The sequence below is a fragment of the Acinetobacter pullicarnis genome, assembly GCF_006352475.1.
GTDB lineage: Bacteria > Pseudomonadota > Gammaproteobacteria > Pseudomonadales > Moraxellaceae > Acinetobacter > Acinetobacter pullicarnis.
Genome location: NZ_VCMZ01000001.1, coordinates 3693731 through 3711426, shown reverse-complemented (window position 1 = coordinate 3711426; position 17696 = coordinate 3693731). Strand labels below are relative to the sequence as shown.

The following is a 17696-nucleotide window of genomic DNA, read 5'->3' as shown; positions in this document are numbered from 1 at the left end:
TTTTTTATGGGTTTTGGATACATGCTAAAATGCGAAAAATAATAATGATAAGTGAATATCTCTATGCCAACTAAAAACAATAAAACCTTTCGCATCATTGCAGTGACTGCCTTTAGCTATCCCTTATTTATGATGTTGTTTTTACCTGCGGTGCCGAGAGCGCCTTGGCAAGAATATCTATTTTTAATCATCACACAGCAGCTGCACATTGTTGTGGGGTTAAATGGACCACTGCCATTTTTTACTGTGGTGGTAAGTGCTTATCTCGGTTTTTGGGTGATGATCATAACCATTTGGAGCTTAATAAACATACTGAAAAAATATGGGGTCGGTAAAAAATTCCAACAAGCATGTTATCAATATATCGATGAAGAAATAGTCAATGGAAAGTACACACGTTGGTTAAAGCAGCATCCGATTCTCCTTAAACTCTATGTCATGCTGCTTATTCTATTTAGCTCGCTGATCGGTTTTTGGCATTTATTCGATGTCGATATTTCTTTTGTACGTGGTAGGCGTGGGGGATTACTTGCATTGGGTTATCAATATAAGCTGGGAGTGATTATTTGGGAAAGTATGTTCTACATATTCTCAGTGTTTAGTTTGGTCATCTTATTTCTATTTGGCCTTTATATTTTCAATATTCTGCGTGGTCTTGGTCGTGGAAATAATATTGTGAATCCAGCAGCATTAGACATGAGTCAGTTAACTAAAAATAACAACAAACGCTTAAATCAAATCAAGCGCAGAAAACGCCAATAGTGCCATCTTTCAACAGAGCCTCTACAGATAAATTAGGTGATTCCGTTTAAATCGTTTACTTTATAAAGAGTAGGATTTAACTTATATCTTGTATTTAATCTAAAGCTTATTACGCTTTTATTCTTAGGCTTATTTTTGTCATTTAACTTTTGTATATAACCAATCAATTATAGGAATATCATATGAACTTAAATATTAAATTTGCAGCTGGTCTTTTATTTGCATCAATGGCAACTGTAGCATTTGCAAAGCCTCTCCCTAAAGTCATTATTCAAGATGAAAAAGCAGTGGTACCCGTCACTAAAATTCAGGTAGTGAGAACGGCTGAGGGTCAGAAACCAGTCCGTATGACTGAAACAACTATCCTTGAAATGAAAAATAAAGGGCAAGATATTGTCTCTCGAAATGTCGAGCAAGTAGAAGAAACTGCTGATTTTGCACCTGAAAAATTGGCAATCCCAAGTCTTCATGAAAAAGCAGTCATTGTACCGATCTCAAAAATTGAGCAAAGCTTGACTGAAACGCAAGATGGGCAAGTCATTCGTGAACTCAAAGAAGTTAATGCAGTGGGTGTTGAGTTTAAAGAGGGACAAGAACCGGTACGCAAAGACTTGAAAATTGGAACGGCTGCATCTGCTGAGGGTAAAATCTCACGTGCTGTGGTGAGCAATGATGGTAAAGCGTCAAAAGATATTACGATTGTTCGCCCTGCTGAATAAAAGCTTTATCTAGTTTAAATCGATCAAGATAAAATCGCAGGAAGGACCTGCGATTTTTATAAAAATTGATTTAATATTGAAAATATTGAACGTCTGATGAAGTTACTCATCTTTTAAGACGTGATCAGTGAAACTGAGTTTCAATGCTTGTTTGAATGTGCATAATTGAAGTTGAATGATTTGAGAGGACGTTTGCTATGAAAAAATCTTTGCTTGTATTATCAAGTCTTGTGCTGCCTACATTGTTGTTTGTTGGCTGTCAAAACATGTCTGAAGGCGATAAGCGTATTGGGACAGCGGCAGTCGGTGGGGCTGTCGGTGGGGCTGTGGGCAACCGTGTTGGTGGTGGTATTGGTGCTGCAGCAGGCGGTGCTGGTGGTGCTGCGGTAGGAAGTAAGGCACAAGGTGGTTCAAACAGCAATGCAGCGGGTAGTGCGATTGGTGCGGGCATTGGCGCTGTGATTGGTAAAGGCGTGATCGGTGGTGATGCGGGTGCAGCAATTGGTGGCGCGATTGGCGGTGGTGCTGGTGCAGCGATTGAAGAGAAAAAGAAATAATCTTGTTCAGCCACTGAGTCAAAATAAGCGCTTGATGCGCTTATTTTTATGGAAACGAAAATGATTGATTTCATGAAATATGAGCAAGATCAAAAAAAATGGCATAAAGCATGTGCTGGCCACAGCATAATCGATAGATAAATGTGCATAAAAAAAACAACAGACTTTATTGTTAAATTGGCAAAAAAGCATGACCAAAACTTAATTTACAACTTCACATTTACTTGATAACAGGCGTAATTTAAATAATTAAACTCTGCTAGAATGCTATTTTTTTGTCATAAAGTATTCACTATGATTGCCATTATTGCTGCTATCGTGGTCATGTTCGGATTATCTTTAGCTCGTGTTCCTGTGGTTTTTGCACTTATCACAGGCGCTGTAGTCGGAGGATTGCTGGCTGGACTTGGCTTACATGGAACGTTGGATGCCTTTAATCAAGGCTTGGGTGGTGGTGCTAAAATCGCTTTAGCTTATGGAGTGTTGGGTGCTTTTGCACTGGCTTTGGCGCGTTCTGGTTTACCGGATTTACTGGCATATAAGCTGATTAGAGCGCTCAAAGCTGATGCCAATGCAAAGTCTAAAAATACCGTAAAGTATTTAATTTATTTTACGATTTTATTTGCAGCGATCTGTTCGCAAAATTTAATTCCTGTGCATATTGCATTTATTCCTGTGCTGATTCCACCCTTACTCAGCGTGTTTAATCATTTACATTTAGATCGACGTTTAATTACGTGCCTACTGACTTTTGGTTTAGTTGGCACGTATATGCTGATCCCCGTTGGTTTTGGTGCGATCTTTTTAAATGATATTTTGGCACATAATATTAATACCTTTGGTCAGGCCTATGGTTTTAGTATTCAAGAGGATCAAATTCCACGTGCCATGCTGATTCCTGTTTCAGGCATGTTTGTTGGTTTGCTGGTTGCGATATTTTTTAGCTATCGTAAACCACGTTATTACCAAAATATTAAACTTGAAGGAACGTCACATAATATTTCTGGGAATACCATTGATATTGAAGATAACCAAGCCCCTAAAATCGCCACTTTCACTTTGTTTATGGCGGCATTTGCAGTCTTGGCGACTTTGGCGGTTCAACTCTATTCAGACTCGATGATTTTAGCCGGATTAGTCGGGGTTGCTGTACTGAGTTGTGCAGGAATTTTTAAATGGCGCGAAGCCGATGATGTGATTATCTCGGGTATGCGCATGATGGCCTTGGTTGGCTTTATTATGATTGCAGCACAAGGTTTTGCCTCCGTGATTGATGCAACCAATCAAGTGCCGACCTTGGTACAAGTTTCGGTTGAGTGGATTGGCAACAGTAAAGGTCTGGCTGCATTTTTTATGCTACTGATTGGTCTGATTATTACACTTGGGATCGGTTCTTCTTTTTCGACTGTGCCTATTTTGGCCATTATTTATGTCCCCCTGTGCATCCAATTTGGTTTTAGTCCAGCCGCAACCATTGCAATTATTGGTACAGCAGCAGCATTAGGTGATGCCGGATCTCCTGCTTCAGATTCAACGCTTGGACCAACCTCTGGCTTAAATATGGATGGTCAACATGACCATATGAAGGATAGTGTAATTCCAACCTTTATCCATTTTAATATTCCGCTTCTAATTTTTGGTTGGATTGCAGCAATGGTGCTTTAACCATTATTCTATTCAATAACATACTTATTTATTAAGATTTCTTTTGATTAAAATATTTAAAGAAATTAATGTGTAAAATAAATAAGTTATATTGTTAATATAAAATTTGCGGAATAAGCTAGATATTAATTATAAACAAGTATTATTCCGCTTAACCTTTAATCAGAAATCTCGATTAAATAGGTTGGTTTTATAAACCAACCTATTTAGTCTGATTAAAAATAAATTTCACATTATATCAATAGTTTATAAATAAATCATAATATGTAGATATAATATATGTTGCGTTAGATTAAATAGAGTGGTTAATATAAACCATTATTTGAGTTTTAATGTTTTTCTATTTTGGAGTTTATTGAGATGTTCAAGCAAATTGCACTCATTGCATTATTAGGAGTTTCTGCTTCAGCAATGGCTGGTCCATGGCAAGTAAAAATGGGCGCGAGCGTATTAGCACCGACAAGTGATACAACAATTGCACCAGGTGTTACTGTGAAAGCAGATCATGAATATAACTTTACGCCGTCAGTAGAATATTTCTTTGGTGATACGCCATTTTCTGCAGAGCTTTTACTTGCAGCACCGTTTAATCAAGGTGTTTTAGTAAATGGTGAAAAAGCTGCAAAAGTTAAGCACTTACCACCAACGATTACTGCAAAATATAACTTTAAAAACTCGACTCGTTTTACCCCATATATCGGTGTTGGTGGTACTGCATTAATCGCTTGGGATGAATCAGGTATTGCAGATAAAGTAAAAAATGATTATGGCTTTGCTGGTCAAATCGGTTTTAACTATCAGCCTGCTGATGCGAAAAACTGGGGTGTATTCTTTGATGCACGTTATGCAGACTTAAGCCCAGAAGTTCGTTTAGTTGATGGTACTAAGTTTGATCTAGATATTAAGCCAATGGTTTATACCCTTGGTTATAGCTATAGATTCTAATACGCTCTGTGCAAACAGAACTGTAACAGAATAAAAAAAAGAACAAGATGAAAAATCAGCGCATTCAAGCCTCAGATCTTAGATCTGGGGCTTTTTTTATGCGTGTCTGATTTGAAGGAAATGAAATAAATAAGCGTATCACCTTGAAAAAGGCAGAGAGGACTCCAATTCATATAGCATTCAAGAAAAAATGTAATGTGAATTTACGGAGTTACTTATGAGCGAACAAAGCGCACAAAAACATAGTTTCCAAGCAGAAGTTGCCCAGCTTTTACATTTGGTGACCCATTCTCTTTATTCTAATCCTGAGATTTTCTTACGTGAATTGATTTCGAATGCGTCAGATGCATGCGACAAATTACGTTTCGAAGGCATTAATCATCCTGATTATTATGAAAATGATCCTGATTTACATGTGCGTGTCAGCCTCGATAAAGATGCCAAAACCATTACCATTTCAGACAACGGTATTGGCCTAACTGAGCAAGAAGCCATTGATAACTTGGGGACCATTGCAAAATCGGGCACCAAAGACTTTATGTCTAAACTCAGTGGCGATCAAAAATCAGATGCACAATTGATTGGTCAGTTTGGTGTTGGTTTTTATTCGGGCTTTATTGTTGCTGAAAAAATTACCGTAGAATCGCGTCATGCGGGCGCTGCAGTCAGTGGTGGTGTGCGTTGGGTCAGTGGTGGTTCAGGTGATTTTGAAGTCACCCAAATCAACAAAGCTAGCCGTGGTACCGATATTATTCTGCATTTGCGTGATGATTCACTTGAGTATTTAGAAAGCTATAAAGTTAAGCAAATTATTAATAAATACTCAGATCACATCAGCTTGCCCATTCAAATGCAAAAAGAAGTATGGCAGGAAGAAGAAGTTGCCGAAGGTGAAGAGCCAAAAGGCGGTCAAATGGTCAAGACAGATGAATGGGAAGCCATTAACTCTGCCAGTGCACTGTGGACACGCAATAAAAATGAGATTACTGAAGAACAGTACATCGAGTTTTATAAGAATTTAAGCCATGACTATGATGCACCATTAACTTGGTCACATAACCGTGTGGAAGGCAGCACTGAATATACGCAATTGCTGTATGTGCCAAGTAAAGCCGCAAGCGATATCTTTACCCGTGAAGCCAAAGCGGGCATCAAGCTGTATGTGAAACGTATTTTCATTATGGATGATGCCGATAATCTGATTCCAAACTATTTACGCTTTGTACAAGGCATCGTGGACAGTGCTGATTTACCGCTCAACGTCAGCCGTGAATTGTTGCAAGAAAGCCGCGATGTGAAAACCATTCGTGAAGGTAATACGCGTCGTATTTTGACCATGCTGGATGGCTTGGCTAAATCTGAAGATGAAAAAGATCAAGCGAATTTCAAACAGTTCTACACTGAGTTTGGTTCGGTAATCAAAGAAGGTTTGGGTGAAGATACAGGTAACCGTGAACGTATCTTAAAATTGTTGCGTTATTCAACCTCGACCAATGATGATGTATCAACCTCTTTGGCAGACTACAAAGCACGCATGAAAGAAGGCCAAAAGGCAATTTATTATGTGACTGCAGATAGTTTATTGGCTGCGAAAAATTCACCGCAACTTGAACTGTTCAAGAAAAAAGGCATTGAAGTCTTGCTCATGGCTGATCGTGTTGATGAGTGGGCGATGAACTTTGTACAAGACTTCGACGGTACGCCACTACAGAACGTTTCTAAAGGTGCGGTTGATCTTGGTGACTTACAGGACGCTGAAGAGAAGAAGGCCCTAGAAGCGGCTGCTGAGCAGTTTAAACCTGTGGTTGATCAGCTATCTGATGCACTCAAAGCCAAAACCAAAGAAGTGCGTGTAACCACTCGTTTGGTTGATTCACCTGCATGTTTGGTGACCAGTGAAGGCGAATTGTCTCCGCAATTGATTCGTATGCTGAAACAAGCTGGTCAAGAAGTGCCAGAAATCAAACCGATTTTAGAAATTAATCCTGCGCATCCTTTGGTACAAAAACTTGAGGGCTCGGCACAGTTTGATGACTTGGCCAATGTGATATTTGATCAGGCGGTGATTGCCGAAGGTGGTTTGCCTGCAGATCCAGCGGAATACATCAAACGTATTAATAGCTTGTTATTGAAATAAGTGACCAGTCCCCAGATCAGTCGGTTGTACAAAGGCTGATCTCGGGGCGCGTGTTCGATCTATTTAAATTGCATGATTAAAATCCAAAAAAGCTGATCAAATTTGATCAGCTTTTTTATTGCGCTCGGTTTTGTCTGGGAATCGATCTATTTTGCTGTCGGGACTGCACAGCCATCATCATTACAAACTGCGGCTGGATCGGTATCTAGTTGAGCTGTTGCGGCTTCGCTTTGAACTTGTTGTAAGGCTTGTAAAAATACTTCACGCGGCTGAGCACCAGCAACGGCCAAGCGTTGATCAAAAACAAAGAATGGCACACCAGTGACATTGAGTTGTTCCCGTGCAATTTTTTCATCTTGACGGACTTCGGTAGCAAAGGCATCACCTGCTAACACGGCTTGAACTTCGGTGGCATCTAAACCAACTGCGACTGCAATTTTAGCAACGACTTCAACCTCACCAATATTTTGACCTTCGGTCATATAGGCTCGGCATAAGGCCTCTTTCATGGCATTGCCAAGGCCTTTGCTTTGTGCGAGGTGAATCATGCGATGTGCATTAAAGGTATTGCCCGAATTGGCCTGTTGCCAGTTAAAAACAATGCCTTCACTGGCCGCAGCTTGCGCTACATTGCGTTCCATCACTTGAGTTTGTTCAATGCTTTGACCATATTTTTTCGCCAAACGCTCGGTGTTGGAACTTTCATGTTTGGCGGGTGCATTGGGGTCTAATTCAAAGCTATGCCAATGAATATCCAGTTCAACACCTGCCTCAGCGGCCACATGTTCTAAGCGTTTTTTGCCAATATAACAAAATGGGCACACCACATCTGACCAAATATCTACGCGCATGAGAAAATCTCTGAGAAGTATTGTTGTGATTATTGATGGGGGAGCTTTATTGCTTTTAAAGGCGATTGTTGCTGCAATCGCCTTTTGAGCAGCGTATTGATTGTGAGGGGATTGTGATCGTGGCGCGATGGCCGGTGATGGGCTACAACTCAGTTTGCTTGAGCCAAGCTGCAAAGTTGCAATTTAAGCATCACGTCGCCGCTAGGATATTCATTCAGGGCTAAAACGGCATGGAACTATTTTAAAGTTGCGAGACTTTGCGGTTCGATTTCAATGTGCAGATTCAGTCGGTGACTTTTAAATTATAGTCACCGAGATTACTGAGCTGAGCGCTGTACTTAAAACATTGAGCTTAAAACACGGAGCTTAAAAACCTTGAACTTAAAAATACTGCTTCTTATGGAAGTAATAGGCCACTAAGGCACTAGACACCACCATCGCCACAACAATGACACTAAAGGCATGGTCGGCTTCTTGAAAAGGCAGTGGCACGTTCATGCCATAGACACTGGCGATCAGCGTTGGAATAGACAAGACAATGGTGACTGCGGTCAGTAATTTCACCACATGACTGACGTTGTTTTGGATCACATTGCCATAAGCATCCATCACATTGTTTAAGTTGAGTTGATTAATTTCTGCAACAGCAGCGACTTGTTCGAGCTCAATTAAGCTATGTGCATAGAGGGCCTGATCCTCTTGCTGATGTATTACCGCCATTTTCAAATCTGCTTTTCGCACGACTTGTAGCAATTGTTTTAAAGACGTGGTCACATAAAGCAAACTTTCATTTAAATACAACAGGGCATAGAGTTCTTGGTTGCGATAAGAGCGCGATAACTCATCTTCTGCATTGCTAATCGAACGTTCAATATGCTGCACAAACTTACTATAGTCTTCAGCAGTTTTGGCCAACACGTTTAAGGCCGCTTGTGCTTGGCTAGATTGTGCTGCTGTCGCATTGAGATGCTTAAAGAAGTTGGGCTGAAAAGCGGTTTCTTCTTTGCAGACAGTGATGAAATATTCTGGGCTAATAATCATGGCCAAAGGGATGGTGCGATATTTAACCGCATCATAATGATGTTGCACATCGACTTGATCATAGGGCACATGAATCATTATCAGGGTGCGATCTCCTTGTTGCTCAAATCGCGGACGCTCATCGAGGTCTAAGGCATCGGTGAGGAAATCAGCCGGAAGATTGAAATCATGGGCTAACTTTTCGATATTTTCCGTGGTTGCATCCGCACTTTCTAGCCAAGCCAACGCATTTGCGGACACATTGCAATGATTATGTGCTGGATTATTGCCTGAATTATGTTGGTTTGGGGTGTTGCGATAAATATGAATCATCATCTGTACTCTATAAATGCTTGGAGATCGGTGTTCTAAAGAAATAAAATGGCGTGTTGACTGCAGATCCGCAGTTCATCGCACACGCAGGTATTTTTTCTTGTAGAACAGCATCAGTAATACAGAGACAGTGACCAACATCAGCCCAGCAACCACCACGGTGGTTATCCATTCTTCTTCATGCGGCAAGGCCACGTTCATAGAGAAAACACTGCCAAGCATGGTCGGAATAATCATCACAATCGCCACGGTGGTCAGCATTTTTAAGACCGAGTTTAAGTTGTTATGAATAATCGCGGCATAAGCATCCATGAGGTTACTTAAACTTTCACGTCGCATTTCTGTGATTTCTGCTGCTTGACGAATATCGATTAAAATATCTTCCAGACGATTTTTCTCTTCGGCATGAATTTTAATGTCATGACCATCCATCATACGTTTATACAAAATCGTCATGGCACTGAGTGAGGTGGAGAAAAACACCAAACTCTTATTTAAATTAATTAAACCGAATAACTCATGATTGCGATAAGCACTTTTGAGTTTCTGTTGTAGCTCACTAATCTTTTTATTAATTTGGGTGAGATATTGATTATAAGATTCAGCCACCGCTTTAAACAGCAACAGGCTAATTCGGGTTTTCATATAGCTTTGGAACATGCCATATTGACCCGCAATCAAATCATTTAAGATTGGAAGTTGCTGCCGAGAAACAATAATTAAATTATTTTCAGTATGAATAATACCAATTGGGCTGGTTTGGTAGGGCACCACATTTTGATTGGCATCTTCTTTTGCCATAAAAGGCGTATTGAGGACGATCAGCAAGGCATCTTTGTCTTTCTCAATGCGTGGACGTTCATTTTTGTCTAAAGAATCACGGAAGAAGGCTTTGGGAATATTGAGTTGCATGGCCACTTGCAAAATTTCATCTTTGCTTGGATTAACCAAATAAATGAGGCTGTTGTGTTCAATTTCGCTTGTTTCAATCAGGCTGCCTTGGGCATTGCTTTGGTATATTTTTAACATGGTGCGCTCCGTCAGGACTTAGATAATTTGGCGTTTTTTAAAGTAGAAAATCATCAAGGTGGTGATGACCACACTGATGAGGGCCAAGTAGACCAGGGCATAGGGGTTTTCTTGCATGGGCAAGGGAGTGTTCATGCCAAATAAACTGGCAATGCCCAGTGGAATCGCACCAACAATCACGTAAATAGATAAATACTGAACCAGCAAACTGAGATTATTCTCAATGGCAGCAGAGTAGGCATCCATTAAGTTACACAAATTGATATTGTGAATTTCAGCCATCGCGCTTGCTTGTTCGGTTTCAACCATAACGTTTAATAGCAGATAATCAGCAGCTTCTGAGCTTGCAAAACGTGGTTGTGTATGCAGTGCAGTCAGTACTTTACTGTTGCCTTTTAACGCATTGGTAAAGCGGTTTAGGCTTTTACTGTGCTTGAGTAGCGTAAAAATTTGTTTGTTCTTAATCGATTTTTTGAGTTCTTCTTCGACTTCAACAACCCGTTGATTGACCACTTTGGTGGCATAGATGAATTGATCTGCGACCAGTTCCAATAAACGAAAGATAAAATAGCTAAGCGGGTATTGGTTTTGCTCGGTTAAGTGGTGCTGCAACATGCGATCAAAAATTATATGTTCATTGGCACAAACCATCAGCACATATTGCGGGCCAATGATCAGACCAAATGCTTGAGTGCTAAATGCAGAATGCGTTTCACCCAAATGTTCTAGCGGTAAATGGCTCAGGATCAACGTGGTATTTTGCTGCTGTTGAATACGTGCAATGGCATGCGGGTCAAGCACCGCCTCAATAAATTCACGAGGAATATCATATTTTTCAGCAAAATCACTGATTTCTGCAGGATTTGGATTGATCAATTTTAGCCACAGCGTATTTGCTGTTATGGGCTGTTGATCTTGCAAGCACAATGGGCTTTGTTCAGTTTTAAACATGTTTAAAACTCCTTACTGTAACCGTGCATGAGTAACAGATTTCAAGCGGAATCTGCTTTGGCTCATTTTAATCTTCAAAAAATCGGTGTCGGAACGACATTGATTTTTGAATAGGCAATAAAAAAGCACGCCTCCAATAATCTTGGGGGCGTGCTTAGCCATCACTTTCACAGCGACAGTTGTGCGCTGACACGGCCGATCTTTGCCTAAATTTAGACAATAGAACGCCGTGCCATTACCCCAAATCATTGAGCTTTAGCACTGTACGGCATAAGGGCTGAATTTAATTTCACACCCTAGCTACGTTATAAACCACCTTAATTCGATAGTTTCTGTTCAAACCCGTTGGCGTCTTTGGACGTTTCTGGGCAGTAGCATGTCTCCGTACAGGAGCCTCACCTAACGAGGTTAATTTGCAATTTGTTGGGGCGGATTATAAGCACATAAATTTCACAATGCCAAACAAATTTTGATCATATATTTAACATGTTTATTTAAAAGAAAATCTTTATTGTTTTTTATGCATAATTAGAAACTTTATTTAATTTTTTATATTTTATTTAAATTTTTTATTTAAAACTTATTTTTTTTAGTATTTTAGCTGGCAGGTATTATTTTAATTTTATCTTATTTTTAATAAATTGAATCTATTTTAATTCTAGATGGGTTTCTTATTTTATGTTGTTTGTAATTTAAATAAAAATAATGATTTATTCTAGGGGGGTTGTCTGCTTTAAAATAAAGTGGCCTTACAGTACTTGTTAGATTTTTTAAATGATTGCTGCTTGGGACGTTGGCCTGTTATATGATGAATGCGTATGTTCAGGATTTTGGTTATAGGTCACTTTTGCTTTGTTTTTTTAGGCTTTTTCTATATGGATTTTGCTTAAAAAACACATTTAATGCGGTTTTATGTGCGTTATCTTGGGAAATAAAATGATTTTGTACAATAAGCAATGCGAGAGCTCGCTTAGCTTAGAGGATTTTAGCCTAAGCAGCCAAAGTGAATATTGATTAGTTTTAATTTACATTGGGGCTATTTTTATTTTGCGAGTTGATCCTAATTTTTGGGGTGCTGTGGTTGGTTTTTTTGCGGGAAGTATTATTTTTAAAAATTTGGATGCTTTAAATTTTATTGAGTATATTTAATTTTTAGTTTTATATAATAAATTATTTTTTATAATATCAGTGTTTGGATGGGTTATTTAAAAATCCCCCCCTGTTTTAGGGGAGTAAAACAGGGGGGGAGATGTGATTACTTACTTTTTTTAATCACTATTTGTTTTGTTAATCAACTATTTAGGACTAGTTTTGTGGGTCTTGTTGATCTAGATCTTCGGATGCCGTGTCTTCAGTCTCAATTTGTTCAGGCAGGGCCAAGGCTTTTTCTAAAACTTGCACAAAGACTTCTTGTGGTTGTGCACCGGCCAAAGCGATCCGTTGATTGAACACAAAGAAAGGTACACCGGTTACTTTGAGTTGATTGTTTGCCAAGTCTTGATCGAACTCAACAAACTCAGCAAATTCATTTGAGTCTAAAACATCGTCTACTTCAACTGGATTTAAACCAATACGCGCAGCGATATCTTCGAGGGTTTCACGTGAATCAATCGCCAAACCTTCGGTCAGTACACTATAGAAGAAAGCATTTTGTGCTGCGGTACCCAGTCCTTTGCTCTGTGCCATATGAATAATGCGATGTGCATTGAACGTATTACCAGGCTTCATATTTTCCCAGTTAAATTCGAGGCCTTCTGCTTTGGCTAGTTGTGCAATATCGGCTTGCATTGCTTCAACTTCATCGAGGGTACGGTTATATTTTTCAGCCAAGTACGCGGCATTTGAAAGTTGGGAAAGCGGCTCGGCATTTGGATCAAGCTGAAAGCTGTGCCAATGCAATTCTAGGTTTATCTCAAGTTGTTCGGCTGCAGCTTCTAAACGTTTTTTGCCAATATAGCAAAAGGGACAAACCACATCAGACCAAATATCAACGCGCATAACAATTCTCTAAAAATAAACTGCCTTGATGATAAAGGCATGCGTTGATGATTGAAAGCCAGATTCGGAAAAACTATCTCGTATCAGTATGCAGCTGTATTTAGGTGTTTTGACAGTGTGCATCACCGGCGAATATTTAAATAATGAAAAAACATTGTGAAGATATTATTTAAAAACTTGATATTGAGTAAAATATAAAAGAGGATTCAAAGTCACTGTATAACAAGATAAAGTTATATTTTTATAGATGAATATAAAGGATTTAAAATAAAAAAATAAAACCTATATTTTAATATATCTTTACAATAGGCTTGAGTAAGTACGTTTTTAAACCATAATGAATGATTAAACTTGTCTCAGCTTTTGGTTTATTGGGAGTTTCTTTGAATGTTAATTAAATCATTATTACTTATTGCGGTTTCTTTATTTTCTGTTCAGGCCTTTGCCTATGATGCGAGATCGTGTGAAATTAAAAAGCAAAAACTTGAACAGCAATTGGTTTATGCCAAAAAATATAATAATACCTATCGTATTCGCGGCTTAGAACGGGCAATTGCCAACGTGAATATGAAATGTGCACGTTACGTCAAAAAGTAGTCGTTATCTGCTTTGGTTTGAACATAACAAATCCCCGTCATGACGGGGATTTGTTTTTACATATGCAAAATACGGTTTGATTTAGTCAGTCGCATTTACGGCTTTGATAAAAGCATAATGTTTAGAAAGTTGTACCAATACCAGGGCGAGTGCCAATAAACCCAGCATTGCCCATGGAAAGCTATATGCCCCGACTTTTTGTAGTAGCACGCCCCCCACGATGCCACCCACTGCAAGTGCAAGATTCCAGACGGTCACCAACATGGATTGTGCAACATCGGCATGCGCTCCAGCGGCTTCCGCACATGCGGTTTGCAAGAGTACTGGTGCGGCACCGAGACTGAGTCCCCAAATTGCAACGGCAATCAAGATCAGCATTGGCTGTGCTTGTAGGGTTGCAAAGCACAGCATGGCGATCGCAAATAACAGTAAATTTAGGAAGACTAGGCGTCCCAACATCCGATCAATGAAAATGCCACTGAGCCAGACACCTGCAATCGAGGCCACGCCAAAGATCAGTAATACCACATCGGCTTGCGCGGCCAAACCCATTGGGCTGAGATAGGGCACGATGTAGGTATACAAAATATTGTGTGCCAAGATCCAAAGAATTAAGACATAAAACACCATCCGTAGACTAGGATTGGCCAACACCATCGCAATGCTGACGGGTTTATCTTGTGTCGATTGACCGGCATAGTTGGGCAAGCGCCACAGTACCCACACAATCGCAATGATGGTGAGTAGTGAAATAGCGGCAAAAGTAAAACGCCAACCAATACTTTGACTCAGCCATGCACCCAAAGGCACGCCTAAAGAAAGCGCCAATGGACTGCCCAAGCCTGCAATCGCGAGAGCGCGTCCTTTAAGATGTTCGGGAACCATACGTCGTGCATAGCCAGCCAACATGCCCCACATTACCCCACCTGCAACCCCTGCAAAAAACCGAGACACCAAGGCCAGCTCATAATTGCTGGTGAGGGCCGTGATGCTATTAAACAGCAAGAGTCCTGTGAGAGCAGCCAACAGCAGATGTCGCCTTGGCCAAGCACGTGTCATGCTAATCAATGGGATGGCAGTCAGTACGGTACCAATGGCATACAGCGTCACAAACTGGCCTGCAAAGGCTTCGGAGACCGCAAGCCCTGTACTAATTTGCGTCAACATTCCTGCTGGTATGGTCTCGGTGAGTAGGGTGAGGAATCCTGCAAATGCCAGTGCAAGCAGTGCGGAGAGGGGGAGTCGAAAGCGACTATCTGCATGGCTATTCGATGAGGATGTGGCAGAAGACATTGTTATCATTCATAAAAAAAGAGATGGCTATTGTTGTTAATTTTAAATTGATGAACAATAGGAAAATATTCAGAACATATATGACTTTATTGTCATTAATTTATGCTTGGCAGGGAGGAAATAATGGAAAGTTTGGTTGCGCTTGATATCTTTGTACGTGCTGGCGAGGCACGAAGTTTTACCGTTGCAGGGCAGCAACTGGGTATTTCTGCGTCTGCAGTGAGTAAGTCGATTGCACGGCTTGAACAGCGTTTGGGGGTGCGTTTATTTCACCGTTCCACGCGAAGTATTACCCTGACTGGAGAAGGGCAGTTGTTTCTTGCACGTTGTCATCGGATTTTTTGTGAGATCAGTGCTGCAGAAGCAGAATTATTGCAATCACAAAGTGTGCCGAGTGGCCGTTTGAAAATTAGCTTACCTTCGCTGGGGCTGTTATTTATGTCGAAATTGGCAAGCTTTCAACATTGCTATCCAGAGATTGAATTGGAGATCGATTGTTCAGATCGCATGGTTGAAGTTGTCGAAGAGGGCTTTGATGCGGTGATTCGCACCGGGGAGCACAGTGATTCGAGCTTAATGCTGAAAAAAATTGGAAAATATCGTTCTATTGTGGTGGCCTCACCTGAGTATTTAGCCCGGCATGGCATGCCGCTCGATCCAGAGGCTTTGGCGCAGCACAATGCTTTGCTCTATCGCATTCCAAATAGTGGAAAAATAATGCCATGGCCTGTGTACCGTGACGGGCAGCGTATTGAATTAGATTTGAAAGCCAGCATGGTGGTGAATACCTTAGAACCGCAAATTTGTTTTGCTGAACAAGGGATTGGCATTGCCTGCATTCCCGATATCGCCATTCGGGAGCATCTACGTACTGGGCGGTTGCAGCATATTTTAGCGGACTATACGCCAAGCCAAACCACCCTCAGTGTGCTGTGGCCATCGAGTCGACATCTGTCACCGAAGTTGCGGGTATTTATCGACTTTATGGCAAAGAACTTATCTCCACTGTAGCAAATAGCGCGAGAGATCTTGGCAAGCAAATATGGGAAAGCAGGCTTAAGCTGATTTTTAATTCAGCTTATTTTTTAATTAAGCCTACATTTTTAAAAATTTGAATACGCTGCTCATGGCTTGCCTGATCGCGGCCTATTTTTTTGTAGTCATTTTCTAAAAAGACCACGGCTTGTTTTTCTGACATTGGTTTTTTCATACTTGCAGCCGCCAACAAGATGCTATAGAGATTAAAGCTGTCTTCGGAGTAGATACAGGACTGATTGACGGTATCGATAAGTGTTTTTGCATCGCTGTCTGGATACATTGCTTTGAGTTTCCCAACGGTTTCATCAATGCAGTGGCGATAAAGTAGCTGTGTCTGATCAGCACCTTGCATAATTTCGGCTTCAGTTAAAACTTTATCTGTGAGCGCGGCTTTAAGCTGAGGCATCACTTTATTATTTTCAGAAAGTTCAGTCGCCAAAGCCGTTTGGGCGAGACAAAGACTGAGTAAGCCTGTGAGCAATCGTTTACTTTTTAAAATATTCAGCATTGTTATTCATATCATTCCATATTGAACCTATCTATTCATATAAAAAATCCTCACAAAAGGCGAGGACTTTTTAAACTAAATTGCTTCACAAGATTAGTGAATGCGTCGAATCGAAGATATTTTAATTTGATTGTGACTTTTCAAGATATTGATAGGCGCTATGGGTGCGACGAATCAAAGTCCAAATACAACCCAAGGTCATGATCAATAAGGCAATCAGCATGGCATAGTCGTGATGCCAAAAATGATTTTCAATGGCGACTGCTACACAGCTGATGGTAATCAGTGCCATACGGTGTTGTTTGGCCATTGGGCCGGTAAAGTTGGATGGTGCGCCAATTGATACGGCTAAGGTGCGGACATAGGCCGTTAATACCGCAAGCAGCGCAGCCAAGCCACCAAGTTCAACCCCCCAGGTGACTGCTAAAATCGAATAACCTGCCGCGATAATAATAATGGGGTCTGAAATTCGGTCTGGAATATCATTAAATAACTCACCAGAAGCGGTCGATTTTCCACCTTCGATTGCCACCATCCCATCAAATAGATTACACAGCAGGCGTGCTTGAATAAATAAAGCTGCTGCAATCATCCATGCTGCGCGATATTCAATTTGCTGCACAGACAGGACAAAACAAATCGCCGAGAAAATCGCAAAGACAATACTCAGGACCGAGATTTGATTGGGTGTAATCGATTTTTGACTCAACCATTTTGCAATATTTTTACTGAATTGATTGCCACGAACTTTGAGAGGTCTTCTCGATTCGAGTTGATCAGATGGTTGCATATTTAGGCACTCATTATATTTAGAAAAGTATTTTAAAGAGAATTGTTTTAAAAAGTGGATAGAACCAAATGCACTTAAGAATTAGGCTTTTTTCAGTTGTTGATAAAGTTTTAAGTTGGTAAATACTGCAAAGAGAAAGGCAACACTCAGCACTGGCGTCAGGGTATATACAATAGATGGGGTATGAATTAAATGATGTACCAGCACTAAGAAACTACCTGTCAAAAAAACGGTGAATACTGGTGGCAGCACAAGTTTTAGAATCAGATGATTAAAGAAATTAAACTGTTTCTCAATTAAAAATGCGATTAATAAGGTAAGTATAAAGCTGCAAATACCTTGAGTCAGCCCCGAAATAATTCCGTGGTTTAAACTGCCTTGTTGGGTGTTGATATAAAAAGACCAACCACCCCAAAGAACAAAAGCAAAAAATGCAGAACTCAGATTATAAGTACGACTAGATTTTATGGGTTGCGTCATTGCTGCTGATATCAAATGATTTT

General features: G+C 40.3%; 17 protein-coding genes and 1 riboswitch. Of the genes, 8 read left to right on the top strand and 9 right to left on the bottom strand.

The window, feature by feature from the left end; genetic code table 11:
* The first annotated feature begins 63 nt into the window (after positions 1 to 63).
* From FD716_RS16660 to htpG, 6 genes are all read left to right on the top strand, one after another.
* Positions 64 to 762: a hypothetical protein gene (locus FD716_RS16660; protein ID WP_139853351.1), complete on the top strand. Its 699-nt coding sequence runs from the start codon at positions 64 to 66 to the stop codon at positions 760 to 762.
* Positions 763 to 944: 182 nt separating this feature from the next.
* Positions 945 to 1481 carry a hypothetical protein gene (locus FD716_RS16655; protein ID WP_139853350.1) on the top strand — a complete coding sequence of 179 codons (537 nt, stop codon included), beginning with the start codon at positions 945 to 947 and terminating at the stop codon, positions 1479 to 1481.
* 197 nt (positions 1482 to 1678) lie between these two features.
* A complete protein-coding gene (locus FD716_RS16650; RefSeq protein WP_139853349.1) occupies positions 1679 to 2038 on the top strand; it encodes a DNA transfer protein p32 in 360 nt (119 codons plus the stop codon).
* Between the two features lie 294 nt (positions 2039 to 2332).
* Positions 2333 to 3703, top strand: a complete 1371-nt coding sequence (locus tag FD716_RS16645) for a Na+/H+ antiporter family protein (RefSeq protein WP_139853348.1) — start codon at positions 2333 to 2335, stop codon at positions 3701 to 3703.
* Between the two features lie 360 nt (positions 3704 to 4063).
* A complete protein-coding gene (locus tag FD716_RS16640; RefSeq protein WP_139853347.1) occupies positions 4064 to 4648 on the top strand; it encodes an OmpW/AlkL family protein in 585 nt (194 codons plus the stop codon).
* A gap of 217 nt (positions 4649 to 4865) precedes the next feature.
* On the top strand, positions 4866 to 6785 hold the full coding sequence (gene htpG, locus FD716_RS16635) for a molecular chaperone HtpG (protein WP_139853346.1): 1920 nt from the start codon (positions 4866 to 4868) through the stop codon (positions 6783 to 6785).
* 146 nt (positions 6786 to 6931) lie between these two features.
* Here htpG and FD716_RS16630 read toward each other — a convergent pair whose 3' ends face one another.
* From FD716_RS16630 to FD716_RS16610, 5 genes are all read right to left on the bottom strand, one after another.
* Positions 6932 to 7636, bottom strand: coding sequence for a DsbA family oxidoreductase (locus tag FD716_RS16630; RefSeq protein ID WP_139853345.1), 705 nt, complete (start codon positions 7634 to 7636; stop codon positions 6932 to 6934).
* A gap of 381 nt (positions 7637 to 8017) precedes the next feature.
* Positions 8018 to 8992 (bottom strand): magnesium transporter CorA family protein, encoded by a 975-nt coding sequence (locus FD716_RS16625; protein WP_139853344.1) that lies wholly within the window; start codon positions 8990 to 8992, stop codon positions 8018 to 8020.
* Positions 8993 to 9064: 72 nt separating this feature from the next.
* Complete coding sequence (locus FD716_RS16620; protein ID WP_139853343.1) at positions 9065 to 10018, bottom strand: magnesium transporter CorA family protein; 954 nt, start codon at positions 10016 to 10018, stop codon at positions 9065 to 9067.
* A gap of 18 nt (positions 10019 to 10036) precedes the next feature.
* Positions 10037 to 10969, bottom strand: a complete 933-nt coding sequence (locus FD716_RS16615) for a magnesium transporter CorA family protein (protein WP_139853342.1) — start codon at positions 10967 to 10969, stop codon at positions 10037 to 10039.
* A 232-nt stretch (positions 10970 to 11201) separates the two neighbouring features.
* Positions 11202 to 11383: riboswitch (M-box (ykoK) riboswitch) on the bottom strand.
* An 891-nt stretch (positions 11384 to 12274) separates the two neighbouring features.
* On the bottom strand, positions 12275 to 12967 hold the full coding sequence (locus FD716_RS16610; RefSeq protein ID WP_139853341.1) for a DsbA family oxidoreductase: 693 nt from the start codon (positions 12965 to 12967) through the stop codon (positions 12275 to 12277).
* A 387-nt stretch (positions 12968 to 13354) separates the two neighbouring features.
* Here FD716_RS16610 and FD716_RS16605 point away from each other — a divergent pair, with 387 nt between their 5' ends.
* The gene (locus tag FD716_RS16605) at positions 13355 to 13564 is read left to right on the top strand and encodes a DUF1090 family protein (RefSeq protein ID WP_139853340.1); all 210 of its coding nucleotides are present in this window, start codon (positions 13355 to 13357) and stop codon (positions 13562 to 13564) included.
* Positions 13565 to 13645: 81 nt separating this feature from the next.
* Here the strand turns inward: FD716_RS16605 and FD716_RS16600 are convergent, their stop codons facing one another.
* Positions 13646 to 14866, bottom strand: a complete 1221-nt coding sequence (locus FD716_RS16600) for an MFS transporter (RefSeq protein WP_407641907.1) — start codon at positions 14864 to 14866, stop codon at positions 13646 to 13648.
* A gap of 114 nt (positions 14867 to 14980) precedes the next feature.
* Here FD716_RS16600 and FD716_RS16595 point away from each other — a divergent pair, with 114 nt between their 5' ends.
* Entirely contained in the window at positions 14981 to 15868 is an 888-nt protein-coding gene (locus FD716_RS16595) for a LysR family transcriptional regulator (protein WP_139853338.1), read from the top strand.
* 67 nt (positions 15869 to 15935) lie between these two features.
* Here the strand turns inward: FD716_RS16595 and FD716_RS16590 are convergent, their stop codons facing one another.
* The 3 genes from FD716_RS16590 to FD716_RS16580 form a co-directional block, all read right to left on the bottom strand.
* Positions 15936 to 16403, bottom strand: a complete 468-nt coding sequence (locus FD716_RS16590) for a hypothetical protein (RefSeq protein WP_228714968.1) — start codon at positions 16401 to 16403, stop codon at positions 15936 to 15938.
* Between the two features lie 121 nt (positions 16404 to 16524).
* Positions 16525 to 17193: a CDP-alcohol phosphatidyltransferase family protein gene (locus tag FD716_RS16585; protein ID WP_139853337.1), complete on the bottom strand. Its 669-nt coding sequence runs from the start codon at positions 17191 to 17193 to the stop codon at positions 16525 to 16527.
* Between the two features lie 81 nt (positions 17194 to 17274).
* The gene (locus FD716_RS16580) at positions 17275 to 17673 is read right to left on the bottom strand and encodes a hypothetical protein (RefSeq protein ID WP_139853336.1); all 399 of its coding nucleotides are present in this window, start codon (positions 17671 to 17673) and stop codon (positions 17275 to 17277) included.
* Between the last annotated feature and the right edge of the window lie 23 nt (positions 17674 to 17696).

Excerpts from the sequence above, each read along its gene's own strand:
- FD716_RS16595 (WP_139853338.1), top strand. The coding sequence starts at position 14,981 with ATGGAAAGTTTGGTTGCGCTTGATATCTTTGTACGTGCTGGCGAGGCA.
- FD716_RS16655 (WP_139853350.1), top strand. The coding sequence starts at position 945 with ATGAACTTAAATATTAAATTTGCAGCTGGTCTTTTATTTGCATCAATG.
- FD716_RS16605 (WP_139853340.1), top strand. The coding sequence starts at position 13,355 with ATGTTAATTAAATCATTATTACTTATTGCGGTTTCTTTATTTTCTGTT.
- FD716_RS16660 (WP_139853351.1), top strand. The coding sequence starts at position 64 with ATGCCAACTAAAAACAATAAAACCTTTCGCATCATTGCAGTGACTGCC.
- FD716_RS16615 (WP_139853342.1), bottom strand. The coding sequence starts at position 10,969 with ATGTTTAAAACTGAACAAAGCCCATTGTGCTTGCAAGATCAACAGCCC.
- FD716_RS16590 (WP_228714968.1), bottom strand. The coding sequence starts at position 16,403 with ATGCTGAATATTTTAAAAAGTAAACGATTGCTCACAGGCTTACTCAGT.
- FD716_RS16610 (WP_139853341.1), bottom strand. The coding sequence starts at position 12,967 with ATGCGCGTTGATATTTGGTCTGATGTGGTTTGTCCCTTTTGCTATATT.
- FD716_RS16585 (WP_139853337.1), bottom strand. The coding sequence starts at position 17,193 with ATGCAACCATCTGATCAACTCGAATCGAGAAGACCTCTCAAAGTTCGT.
- htpG (WP_139853346.1), top strand. The coding sequence starts at position 4,866 with ATGAGCGAACAAAGCGCACAAAAACATAGTTTCCAAGCAGAAGTTGCC.
- FD716_RS16645 (WP_139853348.1), top strand. The coding sequence starts at position 2,333 with ATGATTGCCATTATTGCTGCTATCGTGGTCATGTTCGGATTATCTTTA.
- FD716_RS16620 (WP_139853343.1), bottom strand. The coding sequence starts at position 10,018 with ATGTTAAAAATATACCAAAGCAATGCCCAAGGCAGCCTGATTGAAACA.
- FD716_RS16580 (WP_139853336.1), bottom strand. The coding sequence starts at position 17,673 with ATGACGCAACCCATAAAATCTAGTCGTACTTATAATCTGAGTTCTGCA.
- FD716_RS16625 (WP_139853344.1), bottom strand. The coding sequence starts at position 8,992 with ATGATGATTCATATTTATCGCAACACCCCAAACCAACATAATTCAGGC.
- FD716_RS16640 (WP_139853347.1), top strand. The coding sequence starts at position 4,064 with ATGTTCAAGCAAATTGCACTCATTGCATTATTAGGAGTTTCTGCTTCA.
- FD716_RS16630 (WP_139853345.1), bottom strand. The coding sequence starts at position 7,636 with ATGCGCGTAGATATTTGGTCAGATGTGGTGTGCCCATTTTGTTATATT.
- FD716_RS16600 (WP_407641907.1), bottom strand. The coding sequence starts at position 14,866 with ATGATAACAATGTCTTCTGCCACATCCTCATCGAATAGCCATGCAGAT.
- FD716_RS16650 (WP_139853349.1), top strand. The coding sequence starts at position 1,679 with ATGAAAAAATCTTTGCTTGTATTATCAAGTCTTGTGCTGCCTACATTG.